The sequence below is a fragment of the Pseudoduganella ginsengisoli genome, assembly GCF_009720865.1.
Lineage (GTDB): Bacteria > Pseudomonadota > Gammaproteobacteria > Burkholderiales > Burkholderiaceae_D > Rugamonas > Rugamonas ginsengisoli.
In genome coordinates, this window is record NZ_WNLA01000004.1 from 261,411 (window position 1) to 279,580 (window position 18,170).

At 58.2% G+C, this 18,170-nt stretch carries 17 protein-coding genes and 8 tRNA genes; 19 read left to right on the forward strand and 6 right to left on the reverse strand.

The window, feature by feature from the left end; translation table 11 throughout:
- Positions 1-36: 36 nt before the first annotated feature.
- The 5 genes from GM668_RS09520 to GM668_RS09540 all read left to right on the forward strand — a co-directional run bounded on the left by GM668_RS09520 (position 37) and on the right by GM668_RS09540 (position 4,587).
- Positions 37-894 carry a CheR family methyltransferase gene (locus GM668_RS09520; protein ID WP_155438705.1) on the forward strand — a complete coding sequence of 286 codons (858 nt, stop codon included), beginning with the start codon at positions 37-39 and terminating at the stop codon, positions 892-894.
- Between the two features lie 16 nt (positions 895-910).
- On the forward strand, positions 911-1,507 hold the full coding sequence (cheD, locus tag GM668_RS09525) for a chemoreceptor glutamine deamidase CheD (RefSeq protein WP_155438706.1): 597 nt from the start codon (positions 911-913) through the stop codon (positions 1,505-1,507).
- A 43-nt stretch (positions 1,508-1,550) separates the two neighbouring features.
- Positions 1,551-2,621 (forward strand): protein-glutamate methylesterase/protein-glutamine glutaminase, encoded by a 1,071-nt coding sequence (locus GM668_RS09530; RefSeq protein WP_155438707.1) that lies wholly within the window; start codon positions 1,551-1,553, stop codon positions 2,619-2,621.
- 175 nt (positions 2,622-2,796) lie between these two features.
- A complete protein-coding gene (gene cheY, locus GM668_RS09535; RefSeq protein WP_154372866.1) occupies positions 2,797-3,186 on the forward strand; it encodes a chemotaxis response regulator CheY in 390 nt (129 codons plus the stop codon).
- Between the two features lie 189 nt (positions 3,187-3,375).
- Positions 3,376-4,587, forward strand: a complete 1,212-nt coding sequence (locus tag GM668_RS09540) for an EAL and HDOD domain-containing protein (protein ID WP_155438708.1) — start codon at positions 3,376-3,378, stop codon at positions 4,585-4,587.
- 113 nt (positions 4,588-4,700) lie between these two features.
- Here GM668_RS09540 and panC read toward each other — a convergent pair whose 3' ends face one another.
- The 4 genes from panC to GM668_RS09560 form a co-directional block, all read right to left on the reverse strand.
- Positions 4,701-5,540 (reverse strand): pantoate--beta-alanine ligase, encoded by an 840-nt coding sequence (gene panC / locus GM668_RS09545; protein ID WP_155438709.1) that lies wholly within the window; start codon positions 5,538-5,540, stop codon positions 4,701-4,703.
- A 15-nt stretch (positions 5,541-5,555) separates the two neighbouring features.
- A complete protein-coding gene (locus tag GM668_RS09550; RefSeq protein ID WP_371868677.1) occupies positions 5,556-6,395 on the reverse strand; it encodes a segregation and condensation protein A in 840 nt (279 codons plus the stop codon).
- A gap of 76 nt (positions 6,396-6,471) precedes the next feature.
- Complete coding sequence (locus GM668_RS09555) at positions 6,472-6,681, reverse strand: DUF3460 family protein (protein WP_155438710.1); 210 nt, start codon at positions 6,679-6,681, stop codon at positions 6,472-6,474.
- A gap of 95 nt (positions 6,682-6,776) precedes the next feature.
- A complete protein-coding gene (locus GM668_RS09560) occupies positions 6,777-7,799 on the reverse strand; it encodes a porin (RefSeq protein WP_155438711.1) in 1,023 nt (340 codons plus the stop codon).
- Between the two features lie 399 nt (positions 7,800-8,198).
- Here GM668_RS09560 and GM668_RS09565 point away from each other — a divergent pair, with 399 nt between their 5' ends.
- Positions 8,199-9,089: a DMT family transporter gene (locus GM668_RS09565; RefSeq protein ID WP_155438712.1), complete on the forward strand. Its 891-nt coding sequence runs from the start codon at positions 8,199-8,201 to the stop codon at positions 9,087-9,089.
- 272 nt (positions 9,090-9,361) lie between these two features.
- Here the strand turns inward: GM668_RS09565 and GM668_RS09570 are convergent, their stop codons facing one another.
- Complete coding sequence (locus GM668_RS09570; protein WP_155438826.1) at positions 9,362-9,841, reverse strand: GNAT family N-acetyltransferase; 480 nt, start codon at positions 9,839-9,841, stop codon at positions 9,362-9,364.
- 6 nt (positions 9,842-9,847) lie between these two features.
- Positions 9,848-12,019 carry a methionine--tRNA ligase gene (gene metG, locus GM668_RS09575; protein ID WP_155438713.1) on the reverse strand — a complete coding sequence of 724 codons (2,172 nt, stop codon included), beginning with the start codon at positions 12,017-12,019 and terminating at the stop codon, positions 9,848-9,850.
- A 120-nt stretch (positions 12,020-12,139) separates the two neighbouring features.
- Here metG and apbC point away from each other — a divergent pair, with 120 nt between their 5' ends.
- The 13 genes from apbC to GM668_RS09640 all read left to right on the forward strand — a co-directional run bounded on the left by apbC (position 12,140) and on the right by GM668_RS09640 (position 18,159).
- Entirely contained in the window at positions 12,140-13,228 is a 1,089-nt protein-coding gene (gene apbC, locus GM668_RS09580) for an iron-sulfur cluster carrier protein ApbC (RefSeq protein WP_155438714.1), read from the forward strand.
- A gap of 59 nt (positions 13,229-13,287) precedes the next feature.
- Positions 13,288-13,674, forward strand: coding sequence for a DUF4399 domain-containing protein (locus tag GM668_RS09585; RefSeq protein ID WP_155438715.1), 387 nt, complete (start codon positions 13,288-13,290; stop codon positions 13,672-13,674).
- An 80-nt stretch (positions 13,675-13,754) separates the two neighbouring features.
- Entirely contained in the window at positions 13,755-15,155 is a 1,401-nt protein-coding gene (gene gltX / locus GM668_RS09590; RefSeq protein ID WP_155438716.1) for a glutamate--tRNA ligase, read from the forward strand.
- A 73-nt stretch (positions 15,156-15,228) separates the two neighbouring features.
- Positions 15,229-15,304, forward strand: a tRNA-Ala gene (locus GM668_RS09595).
- 47 nt (positions 15,305-15,351) lie between these two features.
- Positions 15,352-15,427, forward strand: a tRNA-Glu gene (locus GM668_RS09600).
- Positions 15,428-15,529: 102 nt separating this feature from the next.
- Positions 15,530-15,605: transfer RNA gene (locus GM668_RS09605), tRNA-Ala, on the forward strand.
- A gap of 36 nt (positions 15,606-15,641) precedes the next feature.
- Positions 15,642-15,717, forward strand: a tRNA-Glu gene (locus tag GM668_RS09610).
- A gap of 42 nt (positions 15,718-15,759) precedes the next feature.
- Positions 15,760-15,835, forward strand: a tRNA-Ala gene (locus tag GM668_RS09615).
- A 35-nt stretch (positions 15,836-15,870) separates the two neighbouring features.
- Positions 15,871-15,946, forward strand: a tRNA-Glu gene (locus GM668_RS09620).
- A gap of 74 nt (positions 15,947-16,020) precedes the next feature.
- A tRNA-Ala gene (locus tag GM668_RS09625) sits at positions 16,021-16,096 on the forward strand.
- A 33-nt stretch (positions 16,097-16,129) separates the two neighbouring features.
- Positions 16,130-16,205, forward strand: a tRNA-Glu gene (locus tag GM668_RS09630).
- 173 nt (positions 16,206-16,378) lie between these two features.
- Positions 16,379-16,870, forward strand: a complete 492-nt coding sequence (locus tag GM668_RS09635; protein ID WP_155438717.1) for a hypothetical protein — start codon at positions 16,379-16,381, stop codon at positions 16,868-16,870.
- 152 nt (positions 16,871-17,022) lie between these two features.
- Entirely contained in the window at positions 17,023-18,159 is a 1,137-nt protein-coding gene (locus GM668_RS09640) for a cytochrome c oxidase subunit II (protein WP_155438718.1), read from the forward strand.
- The last annotated feature ends 11 nt before the right edge of the window (positions 18,160-18,170 follow it).

An 18,170-nucleotide genomic window follows, 5' to 3' on the forward strand; every position in this document is an offset into this window, starting at 1 on the left:
GCGGCGCGCTGGTGACACGTTTGAGAAAGTAGATACATGCCGCAATCCAAAGACACCGTCAAAGAGTTTGATTTCAACGCGCGCGATTTTGAGCGGGTGCGCGCGCTGATTTACAAAAAAGCCGGTATTTCACTGGCTGACAGTAAGCAAGAGATGGTGTACAGCCGTCTGGCGCGCCGCCTGCGCGCCTGCGGCATCAATTCGTTTGTTAAATACCTGGACGACCTGGAAGCAGGCCGCCTGGGCGATGAGTGGGAATCGTTCACCAATGCGCTGACCACCAACCTGACGTCGTTCTTCCGCGAAGCCCACCACTTCCCCTTGCTGGCGGAGCACGTCAAAAACAAGCGCGACATCACGATCTGGTGTTCCGCCAGTTCCACCGGCGAAGAGCCGTATTCCATCGCGATGACCTTGTGCGAAGCGTTCAATACGTTGACGCCGCCGGCCACCATCGTTGCCACCGACATCGACACCAATGTGCTGGCCCACGGCGCCAACGGCGTCTATACGCTGGACCGCCTGGACAAGATGTCGCCCGAGCGCCAGCGCCGCTTTTTCCTGAAAGGGAAGGGCGACAAGGAAGGCTACGTGCGCGTGCGTCCTGAATTGCGCAACCTGATCACGTTCAAGCAGTTGAATTTGCTGGCGGACCAGTGGCCTGTGCAAGGTCCGTTCGACGTGATTTTCTGCCGCAATGTGATGATTTATTTCGATAAGGCGACTCAGCGTAAAATACTGTCGCGCTTTGTCCCATTGATGAAGCCCGACGCACTGCTGTTTGCCGGCCATTCGGAGAATTTCCTGTATGTGTCCGATCAATTGAAATTGCGCGGTAAAACTGTGTACGAGCTGGACGATCGCCGCGGCGCAAGCCTGAGAGTGTCGTCGTAAAGGAAGGCGGGGACCTATGGACTTGGAACAATTTGCCACGAACGTCTATTACGACCGGACGTTTGACTGCGACGCAGCGAAGATCCTGCCGGGCGAGTATTACTTCACCAACAAAGACATGCTGATTGTCACGGTGCTCGGTTCGTGCGTATCGGCGTGCATCCGTGACCGCGTGACGGGCCTGGGCGGCATGAACCACTTCATGCTGCCCGATGGCGGCGGCGATGGCAGTCCCGTGTCGGCTTCGGCACGCTATGGCAGCTATGCGATGGAAATTCTCATCAATGATTTGCTGAAAGCCGGCGCCAAGCGGGAAAATATGGAAGCCAAGGTATTTGGCGGCGGCGCAGTGCTGAAAGGTTTTACCGCCATTAACGTGGGCGAGCGCAATGCCGCGTTTGTCCAGACTTTCCTGAAAAATGAACGGATCCGCATTGTTGCGGAAGACTTGAACGATATTTATCCCCGCAAAGTGTATTTTTTTCCCCGCACGGGCAAAGTGCTGGTGAAAAAATTGATGCAAACCCATAACGATACGCTGGCCAAACGCGAAAGCGAATATGCGAGCCGGCTCAAGAAACAGCCAGTGGCGGGCGAGGTCGAGCTGTTCTGACCCTGACGTGCCGGTGGTGCATGACTAGAAGAGATATAACATCATGAAGATCAAAGTCCTGATCGTCGACGACTCCGCGCTGATCCGCAGCGTCATGACGGAAATTATCAATAGCCAGTCCGACATGGAAGTGGTGGGCGTGGCGCCTGATCCGTTGGTCGCGCGCGAGCTGATCAAGCAAACCAATCCGGATGTGCTGACGTTGGACGTCGAAATGCCAAAAATGGATGGCCTCGATTTCCTGGAAAAACTCATGCGCCTGCGCCCGATGCCGGTCGTGATGGTGTCGTCGCTGACGGAGCGTGGTTCGGAAATCACGATGCGCGCGCTGGAACTGGGCGCCGTGGATTTCGTTACCAAGCCTAAAATCTCCATCCAGGCCGGCATGCGCGAATATGCCGAACTGATTACCGATAAAATCCGTGCCGCATCGCGTGCCCGCGTGCGCGCCCGCACGCTGCCGCAGGCCGGTGCGGAAGGCCAGGCGCCGCTGCCGCAATTACGCAACCCGCTGATGTCTTCTGAAAAACTGATCATCGTCGGCGCGTCCACCGGCGGGACGGAAGCAATCCGCGAATTCCTCATGCAAATGCCGTCTGATTGCCCGGGCATTTTGATTACCCAGCACATGCCGGAAGGCTTTACCCGTTCGTTTGCCAAGCGGCTTGATTCGCTGTGCAAGATTGCCGTCATTGAATCGCAGGGCAATGAACGCGTGCTGCCGGGCCATGCGTATATCGCGCCAGGCCATTCGCATTTGACCCTGACCCGTTCCGGCGCCAACTACATGACCAAGATTGACCAGAGCGAACCGGTCAACCGCCACCGCCCGTCGGTGGACGTGCTGTTCCGTTCCGCCGCCCAGTTTGCCGGTAAGAACGCCGTGGGCGTCATCTTGACGGGCATGGGGAAAGATGGCGCGGCCGGCATGCTGGAGATGAAAAATGCCGGCGCGTATAATTTCGCGCAAGATGAAGCCAGCTGCGTTGTGTTTGGTATGCCGCGTGAAGCCATTGCAGTGGGTGGCACGCATGAAGTCGGTGCATTGCAAGACTTGCCGGGCATGGTGCTGGGCTATCTGGCCAAGCACGGCTCGCGTGCACTGCGCGTTTAACAACTGGGTGCAGGCGCCTTTAGGCCGGGCATCCACATATCTGTATTTATCAGTGTAAGCTGTGACGTTTTACCGCCACTTTGTTCGCCTTAACGCAATGAAAATGCTATCCTACAAAGAGGTGGTGCTTATAAACACTATTAACAACCGCGTAAGAGAATCAACGGAGTAATTCATGGCTGATCCAAAGATGAAATTTTTAGTTGTTGACGATTTTTCGACGATGCGCCGCATTGTCCGGAATCTGTTGAAAGAACTGGGTTATGCCAATGTGGACGAAGCCGAAGACGGTGTCATGGCGCTGGCGAAGCTGCGCGCGGAACCGTTCGATTTCGTCGTGTCGGACTGGAACATGCCGAACATGGACGGCCTGACCATGCTGCAAAACATTCGTGCCGATCCCGCGCTGGCCAAGCTGCCTGTGCTGATGGTGACGGCAGAAGCCAAAAAAGAAAACATCATTGCGGCGGCCCAGGCCGGCGCTAACGGTTATGTGGTGAAGCCTTTCACTGCCGCCACCCTGGATGAAAAGCTGAACAAGATTTTCGAAAAGCTGGGCGCCTGACAGGTCGCGGATGGCGCAGCAGCCGTGGCGCAGCGCGCCTGAGCGGACACGCGGCGCAACAGGCGCGCCACCTCTGTGTCATGGCTGCGGCCGGTGCAATGCCTTGGGCGCGGTCGCGCGCCGGCATTGCGCCTTAGTATCACCCGGGCTGGCCTTGCGCCGGCCTTAGTTTTTTCAGGCGACCACACTATGCATCAAACCAATTTCCTTGTTCGCGAGCCGTTGCTGGACCCGGCGCAGAAAGTGGTCGGCTACGAATTGACGTGGCAACAGCAAGGCAGCACGCCGCCTACGCGGGCGCAGCTGGAAGACCTGGTGGGCTTCGTGGCTGGCGAAGTCAATGACGACGGGCAGGGCTGGCTGTTGCGGGACAAAATGCTGTTCCTGCAAGCCGTGCCGGAAATGCTGTCGACCGACGCGCTGTACAACATGCCGCCTGAGCATACGGTGCTGTCGATCCGCGCGCCCATGCTGGCCAATGCCGATACGCTGGCGGCCGTGCAAGGCTTGCGCGCCGGCGGCGTCGGCATCTTGCTGCGCGATGCCGACCTGGCGCGCGTGGGTTCGCGCCTGGGCACGATCGCATCCTTTGTCGAAGTCAAATTCACGGGCGCCGACGTGGCGTCGCAGGCGCGCGCCTATGCGGCATTGAAGGCATCGAATTTGCGCATGATCGGGCGTCCTGTCGCCACGTGGAATGATTTCGATGCATGCGCGGCGCTGGGACTCGATGCATTTGTCGGCAAGCTGCACTTGACGCCCCGTCCTGGCACTTCCGTGCAAGGCATGAATCCGGCGCAAACGCTGATCATGCAATTGATGCAAATGGTCAGCGCCAATGCCGACGTGAAAAACCTGGAAGACGTGTTGCGGCGCGATGCCGCGCTGTCGTACCAGCTGATGCGCTACATTAATTCCGCAGGCTTTGGTGCAGGGCGGGAAATCACGTCGCTGCGCCAGGCCATCACCATGCTGGGCTATGAACCGCTATACCGCTGGCTGACCTTGCTGCTGGCCACGGCCAGCACCAATGGCTATTCGCCCGTCTTGCTGGAAACCGCCGTGGTGCGGGGCCGCCTGGCGGAATTGCTGGGCTTGAAAGCGCTGGGCAAGGCTGACGCGGAAAACATTTTCGTGGCCGGCATGTTTTCACTGCTGGACCGGTTGCTGGGGATGCCGATGCAAGAAGTGCTGGCGGGGATCCAGCTGTCGGATGACGTGGTGGCGGCGCTGATGTCGCGCTCCGGCAAGTATGGGCCTTACCTGGCGCTGGCCGAGGCGTGCGAGTTGAACAGCGATCTGGTGGCGTCGCTGGCTTCGACGCTGAATTTGAGCCCGGCGGAAGTCAATAAGGCGCACCTGGAAGCGCTGGCGTGGACGCAGTCGGTGACGACGTCGTAAGCGCTGAATCGTCATCCCCGCGAAGGCGGGGATCCATGCTGCGCGTCCGAGGCTGGCTACCCATGGATGCCTGCGGGGGCGCCGGGCCCTGCGCGGGAATGACTTGCCGGTGGTCAGATTTCCAGGTTATCGATCAAGCGCGTCGTACCCAGCTTGGCCGCAGCCAGCACCACCAGCGGTGTACCCTGCGCCAGGTCGCCGGCTGACGGCACTTGCAAATCAGCGCGCTTACGAATGGAAATGTAATCCGGTTTCCAGCCGCGCTTGGCCAGGTCGTCCATGGCTTTGTGTTCCAGCTGGAAGATATCCAGGTGGCCCGCACGCATTTCTTCCGCCACGAAATTCAAGGTTTGGAACAGCGCCGGCGCTTCCGCCCGTTCCGTCTCCGACAAATACATATTGCGCGACGACAGCGCCAGCCCGTCTTCCGCGCGGTACGTTTCGGCTGCCACGATATTGGTCGGCATGCCCATCTGGCGCGCCATGTTGCGGACGATCATCAGCTGCTGGTAATCCTTCTTGCCAAACACGGCGACTTTCGGCTGCACGCAGTTGAACAGCTTGGCAACGACCGTGCACACGCCCGTAAAGAAGCCAGGGCGGAATTCCCCTTCCAGTGCATTACCGAGGCCGTCCGGCGGCGTCACGCGGTATTCCTGCGGTTCCGGATACATATCTTTCTCGGTTGGCGCAAACAGCACGTACACGCCTTCTTTTTCCAGCTTTTCCACGTCCGCCTGGAACGTGCGCGGATATTTGTCGAAGTCTTCGTTCGGGCCGAATTGCAAGCGGTTGACGAAGATCGAGGCCACCACCGGGTCGCCGTGCTTGCGCGCCAGGCGCATCAGCGACAGGTGGCCTTCGTGCAGGTTACCCATGGTTGGCACGAAGGCCGTGCGCAACTGGCCGCTGAGCTGGTCGCGCAATTCATCGATGGAGGAAATGATTTTCATAATGAGCTCTCGGGATCAGGCCGGCGAATATGCCAGCCGTACATAAATAGGCGCAAACGGCTCGGCCTGGGTAATTTCAATCAAGGTTTCTTTTGCCAGTTCCAGCAGGGCGACAAAATTCACGACCACGACAGGCGGGCCGCCGGACACGTCAAACAAATCCGCGAATTCCACGAAGCGGGCTGATTGCAGCTTGCGCAAGATAATGGTCATGTGCTCGCGCACGGACAATTCTTCGCGGCTGATCTTATGGTGCTGCACCAGCCGCGCCTTGCGCAGCAAGCCAGCCCACGCCGCCTGTAAATCTTCCGGCGTCACGTTTGGAAACACCGGTTGCAAGCTTTGTTCGATATACACCTGCGTGCGGACAAAATCGCGGCCAACTTGCGGCTGTGCATTCAAATCCCATGCCGCCAGCTTGATTTGTTCATATTCCAGCAAGCGCCGCACCAGTTCCGCGCGCGGATCGTCAAATTCCGCTTCCAGTTCCGGCGCCCGCTGCGGCAGCAGCATGCGTGATTTAATTTCAATCAGCATGGCTGCCATTAACAGGTATTCGGCAGCCAGTTCCAGGTTCGACAGGCGGATTTGCTCCACGTACTGCAAATATTGCAGCGTGACTTGCGCCATCGGGATGTCGAGGATGTTGAAGTTTTGCTTGCGGATCAGGTACAGCAGCAAGTCCAGCGGGCCTTCGAATGCTTCCAGGAAGATTTCCAGCGCGTCGGGCGGGATGTACAGGTCGGTGGGGAGTTTCAGCAGTGGTTCGCCGTACAGGCGCGCATGCCCAACGACTTCGGCGGCCTCAGCGCTGTCCGCGCTGCCGGCCGCCGGTGTCGTGTCCGCATCCTGCACCGGCGTATCCGTGACCGGAGCGCCTTCTCCCGACGGCATGTCCGCCTGTCCGTGCTGCGACATGCTTCAGTCCGGCTTAGACCTTGTTTTGGTAAACGTAAGCCTGCTGTTTAACGGTCGATGCCTTGATGCGTTCCTGTTCGGACAGCGGGGTCGGTTCCTTGTCCCACAGCAGGGAACGGCCCTGGCGCTGGCGCTCTTCCAGGCCTGGCTTTTGCTGACGCAGCGAGTTGATGAACTTGGTGTGGTCCGACTCGTACATGCTGAACTGTTTAGAGAATTTCATATCGTGAGAGTGCGAAAAAATGTCCAACAGTTATTTTACCGCGATGCAGCAAGCAAGGATATGGGGAGCGCGATCTAAAAGTGCACAGGCGTCACTCAGAACTTGTGGCGGATGCCGGTTGCGTACGTGGTGCCGCTGGCAGACGTGCTGATCTTGTCGTAGACGCCCATCGCGTAAATATCGGTGCGCACGGACAAATTGTAGTCATAGCCGGCGCTGATGGTATCGCGGTGGTACGGGGCACGGACATTCGTACGCTCATTGGCGCGGGCCCAGCCCACCATCCATTTACCTGCGCCTTGCGGTACAGCCACGCCCACGTGCGCCATGCGCGTACGGCGGCCCGTCAACTCAGTCTTGTTGCGGTCGTAGGTGGCAAATACTTTCGCGGCAGTAAAGTCATAGGATCCCCCGGCAAAAACTGTGCGCTGGCTGGGGGCGGCTGCGGATTGGTTCAAGCCGTTTTTCACTTCCTGCGCGGCCACCGCCACCATCAGCGGCCCGGAGCTGTAGCGCAGCACGGCGGACGTGTCGTTGCCGACCGCTGTGCCGCTCCGCTCGCCCAGGTTGACCTGGCCCACCACGCTGAAGCCGCCGCCAAAGGTTGGCGACGTGTAATGCACGGCATTATTCCAGCCGGAATCGCCCATGACTGCTACGCCATAGCCGGCAATCCACAGCTGCGTCATCAATGGCGAAAAGCGGGTGGAAAAGCCGAACGGGTTCAAGTTGCCGGACAACTGGAACAACGGCGTCGGCAGACGGCCGATCTTGAACTGGCCCATGTCGCCATTCAAACCAACGTAGGCGGCCCGGGTCAGCATGGCTTCGCCGGGCGTACGGCCTGCCTCGCCCGTGTCGGCGCGCATGAAACCTTCAATGGCGAACACTGCCGAGTTACCACCGCCCAGGTTTTCCGTACCGCCGATGCCCCAGTACGACGTCGTCATGCCACCGCTGTTGACGACGGTAGTCGACGGCGTGCCGCTCATTTGCGAACGGGCCACGTACATGTCGACCAGGCCATACAGTTGGACATTCGTGGCCTGGGCCAGGGCGGCGGAACTGAGTGAAGACAGGATGGCGGCCGCGATGGCAGTACGAGAAAAGCGTTGCATGTGTTATCCCCTTTTTAATATTAAGTTGTATACACGGCAATCTGTCGGTTCATTGTACGCCCGGCATTCCTGTTTGCAAGTTTATGGATTCATTGCCTGAAACTGCCGTTGTCACAAATCCACAAAGGGCGTTGAGCTATGAATCGCGCTAGCACAGCTATACGCACAGGCTGATCATTCCGCCGGTACTGTCCTTTATTCTTCATCTCGGTCGCGGGTATCGGAAAGAATCGCCTAAGTATTGCTGGTGGTGCGGCATGCGGCTGGCCCTTTCATTGATACACACTGACTTTCTCCAAGGACGGGAATCTTCAGCCTGTCTTTCTTGGGCGCCTCTTCGGGGGCGCCATTTTTTTGTCTGCCTGCACAGATTTATTGAATTGCGTAAAATCGTTGTGCATGAATCCCTCCACGATATTATTCCTGACGCTGGCGCCACTGCTGTGGGCCGGTAATGCCATTGTCGGCCGCATGGTCCACGAATTGGTGCCGCCAATTACGCTGAATTTCCTGCGCTGGGCTATCGCATTGGTTATCTTGCTGCCATTGGCCGGCCCCATATTTCATCGGGATAGTAGTTTATGGCGCCATTGGCGCCGGTTTGCTTTGCTGGGTTTATTGGGTATCGGCATGTATAACGCATTGCAATACCTGGCATTGCAAAGTTCTACGCCGATTAATGTGACTTTGGTGGCGGCAGGGATGCCGGTCTGGATGATGTTGACTGGGTGGATGTTTTTTGGCGCCCGGATTTCACGCCGCCAGATATGCGGGGCCATATTATCCATCAGCGGCGTAGTGCTGGTATTGGCACGCGGTGAATTAAACCACTTGCTGGAATTGCGGCTGGTTGCGGGCGATATGTTCATGATTTTGGCGACGATTGCGTGGTCGTTGTATAGCTGGCTATTGACCCGCTCCACCGAGCCAGTGGAATTGCGCGCCAATTGGGCCAGTTTTTTATTGGCGCAAGTGGCATTTGGCGCTATCTGGTCTGGATTATTTGCCGGCGGCGAATGGCTGCTGGCGCCGCAGCAAATTCACTGGGGCTGGCCATTGTTTGCCGCGTTAATGTATGTGGCGATCGGCCCGGCAGTAATTGCATTCCGCTGCTGGGGCGCCGGCGTGCAGCGGGCTGGTCCCAGCGTCGCCGCCTTTTTCAGTAACTTGACGCCGCTATTTGCCGCGCTGATGTCGTCGGCCTTCCTTGGTGAGTTACCCCGCCTATATCACGGCGCTGCCTTTTTATTGATAGTCGGCGGCATTGTCGTGTCGTCGCGGCGCGTCTGATCGGGTTAATCAGGGGCCTTTGCGGGCTTTTTATGCCAATAACTGGCTTAATCAAGCCAGAATATGGCATAAAACCCGCAAAAAAACAGCGCCACGCGTGCGCTGCGTTTTTTCCGGGTTTGTTATGCTGGGGCAGCCGAGAAGGAGAATGCCATGCGCAAATTCATATGGGCGCTGGCCGCTGTGGCGGTATTGGCAGCGGGCTGCCATGATAAGCCGATTGATCCGTTAAAGCCTAAAGTGGCGGTAATGTTCCAGATGTAACAAGGAACTTAATCGCGGAGTATGCGCCGCATGACAAATGGCGCAGGCTCCAGGGGATTGGCGTGCGTGTATTCCAGCTCTGGCGCCAATTCAAATTCAAACGCCGAATAAAAGCCGATTAATTCCGGCTGGTCGCTGCGGACTGCCAGGCGCAATTCGCTGATGCCGGTTTCCAGCCCATGGTGGATGACGGCTTCAATTAAATGCTGCGAGATATTCGCGCCCCGGTGCGTTGGCAATACACCCATCCGCAAGATTTCCCATACATCGGTTTCGCCCTCCAGGGGCAGCCAGCGGATGGAGCCGACCGGCAAATCATCGACCAATAAAATAAAACCGCCGCCGTCCCGCAAATCCTGCGAAACGCGAACGGCGGTTTCCCGGTGTCCACTGGAAGTGACGCTGACTTTACCGGCCCACGCAGCACGCGTGAGCTCGGCAATTAATTTCGCATCGGAATCCGTGGCTTGCCGAACAACGATGTTCATCATGAATTAACGGATGCGCATGCCCGGTTCCGCACCTGGCCACGGATTCAGGATGTAAATACCTGGGTTTTTACTTTCATCCGCGCTGGATGCCGCCATCACCATGCCTTCGGAAATGCCGAATTTCATTTTACGCGGCGCCAGGTTGGCCACCAAAACCGTTAATTTGCCAATCAAATCCTCTGGCTGGTACATCGATTTAATGCCGGAGAAGACATTGCGATGGCGGTTTTCACCGGCATCCAGCGTCAAACGCAGCAATTTATCGGAGCCTTCCACGTGTTCGCAATTGACGATTTTTGCGATACGCAAATCGATTTTCATGAAGTCATCGATTTTAATTTCCGCGTCCAGTGGTTCAATGCCTTCATTTGGCGCCAGCGGCGCCAATGGCGCCGGTTTTTCCGCTTTAGCAGGTTTTTCAGCTTTCACGGCGGGAGCATTGCCGCTTGCTGCAATCTGGTTTTGCGCGTCAAACAAGTCTTCAATCATTTTTGCGTCCACGCGCGTCATCAAGTGCGTATAGGCGCCGATGGTGCGGCCCAGCATGGATTGATAGACAGCGCCGGTCGACAATTCGGTATCGGCCCACGTGTAGCGCTCGTCGTTAAGGAATTTCGCTACATTGGCTGCCACACCTGGCAAGACCGGCGACAGCAGTACGGTCAATTGACGGAACAGAATCAGCGCCGTCGTGCACACGTCGTGCAGTTCCGCCGTCTTGGTGTCATCCTTGGCCAGCACCCATGGCTTGTTGTCATCCACGTACTGGTTGATGATGTCGGCCACTTCCATGATCTCACGCAAGGCTTTGCCGAATTCGCGCTGGTCGAAGTTGGCAGCGATATGGGCCTGGCGCTCGGCGCCATTTTCCGTGGTCAGCGCGCGCTTGATCCAGGCCATTGCGTTGTCGGACAAGGTGGCGGCCAGTTTGCCGTCGAATTTCTTCGCAATAAAGCCGGCGCAGCGGCTGGCAATGTTGACATACTTGCCAATCAAGTCCGAGTTCACGCGGGCGACGAAATCTTCACCCGTGAAGTCCAGGTCTTCCACGCGGGAATTCAGCTTGAACGCGATGTAATAGCGCAGCCATTCCGGGTTCATGCCCAGGTTCAGGTAGCGCAGCGGCGAAATGCCGGTGCCGCGCGACTTCGACATTTTTTCATTGTTCACGGTCAAGTGGCCGTGTACGGCAACTTTCATGCGTTCAATGGTCGGGTGGCCGGCAAATTGCAGCATCGCCGGCCAGAACAGCAGGTGGAACGACACGATATCTTTGCCGATGAAGTGGATTTGCTCCGTGCCAGGGTCGGCCAGCAGCGCGTCGTAATCGATCCCTTTCTTGCCGCAGTAATTCTTCAGGCTGGCCAGGTAGCCGACCGGCGCGTCCAGCCACACGTAGAAGTATTTGCCCGGCGCATCGGGAATCGGGATGCCGAAGTAGGGCGCATCGCGCGAAATGTCCCAGTCGGCCAGCTTTTCACCCGCTTCGCCCAGCCATTCGGACACTTTATTGACCATTTCAGGCTGCAAACGGCCTGGCGTATTCAGCCAGTCGCGCAGGAAGGTATAGCAGCGCGGGTCGGACAGTTTAAAGAAGTACTGTTCGGACGGCTTCAACACCGGCGTGGCATTGGTGAACACGGAGAACGGATTGACCAGCTCGGTCGGCTGGTACGCGGCGCCGCACACTTCGCAGTTGTCGCCATACTGGTCTTTGGCGCCGCATTTCGGGCACTCGCCCTTGATGTTGCGGTCCGCCAGGAACATGCCTTTGACCGGGTCATAGAAACGGTCCACGGTCTTGGTTTGAATCAGGCCGGCATCGCGCAGTTTGCGGTAGATACCTTGCGACAATTCCACGTTTTCCGGCGAATCCGTCGAATACCAGTTATCGAAGGCGATGTGGAAGCCATCCAGGTATTGCGCGCGCCCGGCGGCAATTTTCGCCACGAATTCTTGCGGCGTGATGCCTTCTTTCTCCGCGGCAATCATGATCGGCGTGCCATGCGTGTCGTCGGCGCCAACAAAATGCACTTCGCGCAAGCCATTGCCTTCGCGCTGCATTCGCTGGAAACGGACCCAGATGTCGGCCTGGATATATTCCATCATGTGGCCGATGTGGAAGGCAGCGTTTGCGTAAGGCAGGGCAGTAGTGACGAACAGCTTGCGGGTCATAGTAATGCGCTTTATTGGTGGAAAAACGGCCATTTTACCAGTGCTAGGGTCGGATGCGCAGCCGGAAGGCCATACACCGGCTATTTTGCGCTAGACTTCCGCATCTTCTACGGAGAACTTATGAGCATTACAACCGACGACGTCAAAGCAGCCCTGTCCCACGTGGTGGACCCGAATACCGGCAAGGATTTCTGCGCTTCCAAATGCGTGCGCAACCTGAAAGTCGAGGGCGGCGACGTTTCTTTCGATATCGAGCTGGGCTATCCAGCCAAGAGCCAGTTTGATTCCATTCGCGCATTGGTCACCGGCGCGGTGCAGGCGCTGCCGGGCGTGGCGACGGTGTCCGCTAATGTATACAGCAAGATCATTTCGCACTCGGTGCAGCGCGGCTTGAAGCTGATGCCGAACGTGAAAAACATCATTGCCGTGGCGTCCGGCAAGGGCGGCGTGGGCAAATCCACGACCGCCGTGAACCTGGCGCTGGCGCTGGCGGCGGAAGGCGCGTCGGTCGGTATGTTGGATGCCGACATTTATGGCCCGTCGCAGCCGATGATGCTGGGCGTGTCCGGCCGTCCGGAAACCAAGGATGGCAAAACCATGGAACCGCTGGAAAACCATGGCGTGCAAGTGTCGTCAATTGGTTTCCTGATCGATCCGGATGAACCAATGGTATGGCGCGGCCCGATGGTGACGCAAGCGCTGCAGCAATTGCTGGAGCAAACCAATTGGCGCGACCTCGATTACCTGGTGGTCGATATGCCGCCGGGCACGGGCGACATCCAGCTGACCCTGTCGCAAAAAGTGCCGGTCACGGGCGCCGTGATTGTCACGACGCCGCAGGATATCGCGCTGCTCGATGCCCGTAAGGGCTTGAAAATGTTCGAGAAAGTCGGCATACCTATCCTTGGCGTGGTGGAAAACATGAGCCTGCATATTTGCAGCAATTGCGGCCACCACGAACATATCTTTGGCCAGGGTGGCGGCGCGAAAATGTGCGGCGACTTCGGCGTCGATTACCTGGGCGCGCTGCCGCTGCAACTGGCAATCCGCGAGCAGACGGATTCCGGCAAGCCAACTGTGGTGGCCGATCCGGATGGCGCGACGGCTGCCATCTATAAAGAGATTGCCCGCAAGGTTGCCATCAAGGTGGCGGAAAAGGCCAAGGACATGACGAGTAAATTCCCGTCGATTGTCATCAAAAACGATTGATCCAAAGCGGTCCACTGCGTGCATAATGCTGTTTTGTTAATTCCATAGGAGAAAACAGCATGAAACGTACCCTGATGGCAGCTTTCCTGGCGCTGACAGCCGCCGGCGCCTCCGCGCAATCCGTGTCGTTTGCCGAACCGGCGGATGGCGCCACCGTTACCAGCCCGTTCAAAGTCAAATTCAATGTGTCCGGCATGGAAGTCAAACCTGCCGGCGACATGTCCGAGAAGACCGGCCACCATCACTTGATCATCAACGGCGACAGCCTGAAAGCCGGTGAATCGATTCCATTCGATGAAAAGCACATGCACTTCGGCAAAGGCCAAACGGAAGCGGAATTGAAGTTGCCGCCAGGCCAGTACAAGCTGACCATGCAATTCGCCAACGGCGCGCACCAGTCATATGGTGCGCCGCTGAGCAAGACGATCAATATCACCGTCAAGTAATGCTGGGGCAGGGGCGGGCGGTAGTCCGCCCCGTGCCGGTGCGGGTAAAATAGCGGTTTTACCTTATTCGCACTGACTCCATGACCACCACTCCAGTCCGTACCCGTTTCGCTCCCAGCCCGACCGGCTTCCTGCACCTGGGCGGCGCCCGCACCGCGCTGTATTCCTGGGCCTATGCACGCCATTTCGGCGGCACCTTTGTGCTGCGTATTGAAGACACGGACGTGGAGCGTTCGACGCCGGAAGCGGTGCAAGCCATTTTGGATGGCATGAAATGGCTGGGCCTGGACCATGACGAAGGCCCGTTCTACCAGATGCAGCGCATGGACCGCTACCGCGAAGTCGTGGCGCAAATGCTGGAGGCGGGTACCGCTTACCACTGCTATTCGTCGCCGGAAGAAGTGCAGGCCATGCGCGACCGCGCCACGGCGGCCGGTGAAAAGCCGCGCTATGACGGCACGTGGCGCCCGGAAGAAGGCAAAGTGCTGCCGCCGGTGCCAGCCGGCCGCAAGCCGGTCGTGCGCTTCAAAAATCCGCTGGATGGCGAAGTCACGTGGAATGACGTCGTCAAAGGCACCATCACCATTGCCAACAAAGAGTTGGACGACCTGGTGATTGCCCGTCCGGACGGTACGCCGACCTATAACTTCTGCGTGGCAGTCGATGACTGGGACATGCAAATCACCCACGTGCTGCGCGGCGATGACCACGTCAACAATACGCCGCGCCAGATCAATATCTTGCGCGCGATTGGCGCCAAATTGCCGGAATATGGGCACTTGCCGATGATCCTGGGCCCGGATGGACAAAAGCTGTCGAAGCGCCACGGCGCCGTGTCCGTGATGGAATATCCGGCACAGGGCTTCCTGCCTGAAGCCATGCTGAATTACCTGGCGCGCCTGGGCTGGAGCCACGGCGACGATGAAATCTTCTCGATGGAACAATTCGCCGAGTGGTTCAACCTGGAAAGCCTGACGCCATCGGCTGCGCAATTCAACAATGAAAAGCTGGCATGGCTGAATAATCACTGGATCAAGCAGGCCGACAATACGCGCCTGGCGGAACTGGTGAAGCCGCGCATGCTGGCGGCCGGCGCCGTGTTCGACGGCGCACCGGCATTGCCGCCGGTATTGGCGCTGTTGAAGGACCGTACCAACACCACCAATGAACTGGCCGACGCCGCCATGCTGTTCTACCGCGCACCGCAGCCGGATGCAGCCCTGCTGTCCCAGCACGTGACGGATGCCGTGAAGCCTGCGCTGGCCGCGTTTGCTGAACGTATTGCCACTGTGGAATGGAGCAAGGAAGCCATTGCCGCCATGATCAAGGAAGTGCTGGCGGCCCATGGCTTGAAAATGCCGCAGCTGGCAATGCCATTGCGCCTGTTTGTGTGCGGCCAGTTGCAGACGCCGGCCATCGATGCTGTGCTGCAATTGTTTGGACGCGACACTGTGGCGGCCCGCATCGCAAAATTCCTGTAATTTTTTTCCAAGATTGCATACAGGTATTTGCATTCTTCAGATCGTCTGCTATACTCCTGTCTTCTTCGCAAACGGGGGTATAGCTCAGCTGGGAGAGCGCTTGCATGGCATGCAAGAGGTCAGCGGTTCGATCCCGCTTACCTCCACCAGTTTGAGAAGAAAGTTGCAGTAGTTGTAGCAAATAAGTTGTTCCAGGGTCCCCATCGTCTAGAGGCCTAGGACATCACCCTTTCACGGTGAGTACCGGGGTTCGAATCCCCGTGGGGACGCCAAAGTGGCATTGTTGTACCGGTTGTTGTGGTTCGGGTTTTTCCTGAAAATGCATCAGTGGTAACAAAGTCGCCCTGGGCGGCTTTTATTTTGCCTGCGCCAGCGGGGGTATAGCTCAGCTGGGAGAGCGCTTGCATGGCATGCAAGAGGTCAGCGGTTCGATCCCGCTTACCTCCACCAACAGCGCAGGCATGAGTAGTGTGCAGCACCGTCCGGGTCCCCATCGTCTAGAGGCCTAGGACATCACCCTTTCACGGTGAGTACCGGGGTTCGAATCCCCGTGGGGACGCCAAGATTTTGTAGTGGCAGTAAAAGTAGTTCAATTCTGCGCCCGGGGGGTATAGCTCAGCTGGGAGAGCGCTTGCATGGCATGCAAGAGGTCAGCGGTTCGATCCCGCTTACCTCCACCAACAGCGCGGAATTGTGTAGTGCCGGAAAGTTCAAGGTCCCCATCGTCTAGAGGCCTAGGACATCACCCTTTCACGGTGAGTACCGGGGTTCGAATCCCCGTGGGGACGCCAAAATCCGATAGATTGCGTGCCGGGCCTTCAGGCCGGGCAACAACATATCAGGTAATCGTCAGTTCTGCGCCAGAGGGGGTATAGCTCAGCTGGGAGAGCGCTTGCATGGCATGCAAGAGGTCAGCGGTTCGATCCCGCTTACCTCCACCAACAGCGCAGAATCATTGTTTCGGAAGTTCCAAGGTCCCCATCGTCTAGAGGCCTAGGACATCACCCTTTCACGGTGAGTACCGGGGTTCGAATCCCCGTGGGGACGCCATAGAAAATCAGCCGCCGTGGGCGGTTTTTTTTCGTCTGTGCAATCTTAAAAAGTTCCCGCTTTCCCTATTGCGCCAGTCAATCTTGTTGCGATTGCATGTTGACGAAACTGACCTAAACTGAACGAGGTCCAGGGCAGCCGTTCGAAGTTGCCGGACATACCGGGAGACGGTCATGGAACTGCATCTACACTCGCACCGCTGGGTGGCGCGCCAGCCTGACTGGGCCGCCGCTGCCGTCGCCGGCTTTGGCGCCGGCGGTATTCTGATGGTCCTGGAATTGGCGTGGACCGCCTTCGCTGCGCAAGGCGACCCGTGGCTGGCCACGCGCATGATCGCTGCCATGGTCATGGGCTGGGATGTGCTGCAAACCACCGGCTACAGCCTCGGCGTCGTGATTGCCGCGCTGGCCGTGCATTACATTCTCGGCGTCGCCTTCGGCATCATGCTGGCTGCCATTATTGCGCCATTCCAGCTGGACTCGTCCACGCCGATGGTGCTGTTTACGGGCGCCGTGTTCGGGCTGGTGCTGTACGTGCTGAACTTCTACGGCATGGTGGGCGCATTCTCGTGGTTTGCCGAATTGCGCGGCTGGCCGACTGCCATCGGCCATGCCATCTTTGGGATGTCGAGCGCCTACATATATCGCAAGATGGAAAATCCGTAGCCGTTGAAGCTGGACAAGTAAGGCAGGGCCGGGGAGTTGCCATAACAGGCGCGGCGCCGCTGCGCGTCGCCACGTAGCACTCCCGTCAGAGCGAAGCATCATGGTTGAGCACTGAGTGGCGGGGCAGCATAGGGGCTGCAAAGAGGCTGCATATGGCGCTTGCATTGGCATTGATCCTGATTGTGATCGGCACAGTGGCGTTCCACTTCGCCAGTCCCTGGTGGCTGACGCCGCTGGCATCGAACTGGCAGCAAATGGATGACGCGCTGATGCTGACGCTGTATATCACGGCGGCCATCTTCATCATCATCAACCTGTTCGTGGCTTACGCCATCATCAGGTTCCGCCACCGCGACGGCGTGCGGGCATCGCGCGAAAGCCATAACAAGAAACTCGAATGGTGGCTGATCGGCGTCACCAGCCTGGGCATCGTCATCATGCTGGCGCCCGGCCTCGACGTGTACGCCAAACTCATCAATGCACCAGCCGACGCCATGCAATTCGAAGTCATGGGCCAGCAGTGGCAGTGGCATTACCGCTTGCCGGGCCGCGATGGCAAGCTGGGTAAAACCGACATCAGCCACATCAGTCCGGAAAATCCGTTCGGCCTCAGCGAGCAAGACCCGAACGGGCAGGATGACGTACTGGTCGACAGCCAGGAAATCCATATTCCCGTAGGGCGCCCCGTGAAAGTCATGCTGCGGTCGCAAGATGTGCTGCACGACTTTTATGTCCCGCAATTCCGCACCCGCATGAACATGGTGCCGGGCATGGTGACGTCATTCTGGTTCACGCCCACCCAAACCGGGAAATTTGAAGTGCTGTGCGCGCAGCTGTGCGGCGTGGGGCACGCCAATATGCGCAGCTGGGTCATTGTCGATGAAGCGCCGGCCTATGCGGCATGGCTGGCGGCACAGCCCACGTTTGCCGCGAAAAAGGCGGGCGCCGCCGGGGCGGCCGCAGCAGGTACTGGCGTCGCCGGTACGGGCGGTGATACCGGCGCCGACGTGGGCGCGCAAGGCAAATTGCTGGCGCAGGCGCGGGGCTGCGCAGCCTGCCACTCAACCGATGGTGCGCCGGGCGTAGGGCCTTCGTGGAAAGGCTTGTACGGCAGGCGTGAAACGCTGGACAACGGCAGTACGGTGGTGGCGGACGATGCTTATCTGAAGCAATCGATTGCCGATCCTAAAGCCAGCATCGTCAAGGGCTATCCGCCCGTAATGCCGCAGCAGCCGCTGACGGACGCGGCGCTGGCGGCGCTGGTGGGCTACATCAAGACCTTGAAGTAAGGGGAGGCGGC